Source organism: Streptomyces sp. NPDC048275, from assembly GCF_040652275.1.
GTDB lineage: Bacteria > Actinomycetota > Actinomycetes > Streptomycetales > Streptomycetaceae > Streptomyces.
Genome location: NZ_JBEZLR010000256.1, coordinates 1 through 1,442 on the forward strand (window position 1 = coordinate 1; position 1,442 = coordinate 1,442).

Annotated in this window: 1 protein-coding gene; it reads right to left on the reverse strand. The window is 66.3% G+C overall.

What is annotated here, in order from left to right:
* Positions 1-17: 17 nt before the first annotated feature.
* Complete coding sequence (locus AB0D57_RS47765; RefSeq protein ID WP_362088780.1) at positions 18-1,358, reverse strand: IS4 family transposase; 1,341 nt, start codon at positions 1,356-1,358, stop codon at positions 18-20.
* Between the last annotated feature and the right edge of the window lie 84 nt (positions 1,359-1,442).

The window sequence follows — 1,442 nt, forward strand, 5'->3', positions numbered from 1 at the left end:
CAATGCCGTTGCTTGACTCAGTGAACTATCGCTGGTTGCAGGGTGATGACCTTGGGTGTGACGTGCCGTGTCGGCTGCCGGTCTCGAGTGTTGATCCGATAGGAGAGTTTCGAGGAGTACTTCGAGTCCGGCCGCTTGAGGTGTCGGTCCGCCTCACGCAGACGTCTGACGCCGTTGTCGAGCTTTCGGTGCACCTTCGCCGCCAGCACTGCCAGGAACTTCTTGATCTTCTTCGGTGTGTCCGCGCACTGCCGGACCACACTGCGCCGTGTGTGCTTGAGGACCTTGACGAACGAGATCCGGTCGGGATCGATACCGTTGTCGTCGGCCAGACGCATGATGACTCGTGTGAGGCAGTGGTGCACGACCAGGTGTGCCCAGACCTCCTGCCGCACCAGCTCCGGGTCCGCTGAGCGCAGGACCTCGGCCGGCCCGCGCTGGAAGGTCTTGATCTGCCGGAACGCCGACTCCGCCTCCCACCTGGCGTGGTAGAGCCGGGCCAGCTCCGCCGCCGGATACGCGGTCTGGTCCAGCAGATCGGTCAGCAGCCTGACCACCTCGCCGCCGTCAACGCGGTACTCGATCACCCGCACGGTCACTCCGCCCGGATGCGAGGCCCGTTGGCCGGCCAGGCTCATCCTCGCCGTATAGGTCCCGTCGGGCAGATACTCGACCGGCCGGTGCGCCACCGGTGACCGGGCCCGGATCAGCAGGTGGGCTCCGGCCCCGAGATAGGCCTTCCACAACTCGACCCCGGGGAAGCCCCGGTCCATGATGACGAGCATTCTGCTCGCGGAGGGCGCCAGATCGATCGCCAACTCCCTTTCCCCGCCGTTGAATCCACCCACGGCCGCGTCGATCTGGGCGTGCGTGCCGCACTCGGTCAGCGTCACCACCCTCACCTGAGGGAACCCAGCCGGCCAGTCGTTCTTTGTCGGCCCGCCGAACGCGGCCCGGTTCGCCTTCGTGTCCGGCGCATCCAGCACGAACCCGTCGACCGCGGCCAGCCGCATCCCACGGTAGAAGGAGCCCTCCGGGTCGATCGGCGCCAGAGGGCCGGCCAGCTCGCGGAACAGGGACTCCAAAACCTGTGGCCCCAGACGTCTGCGCGCCCGCGTGAACGACGACTTGTTCGGGATGCTGGCACTCAACTCCGGGATGTTGCCGACCAGTTGCTCGGCGACATCGTCATAGGAATCCTGCTGGAACAGCGCCAGGGCCAAGGTGAAGTAGACCATGAACCCCGCTGGCAGCGCACCGGGCTTCTTGTCCCGGACCCCGCAGTCCTCCAGCACCTCGGCGACCAGCTCCGGCGTCACCCACCGAGTCACCACACCCAGCCGCACGTGATCAGACAACCCCACCCAAGGATGCATGCCCGGCCCAACGACTACGCCGCCCCGGCGTCACGAACTGCTTGACAACCTCAAGCAACGGCATTG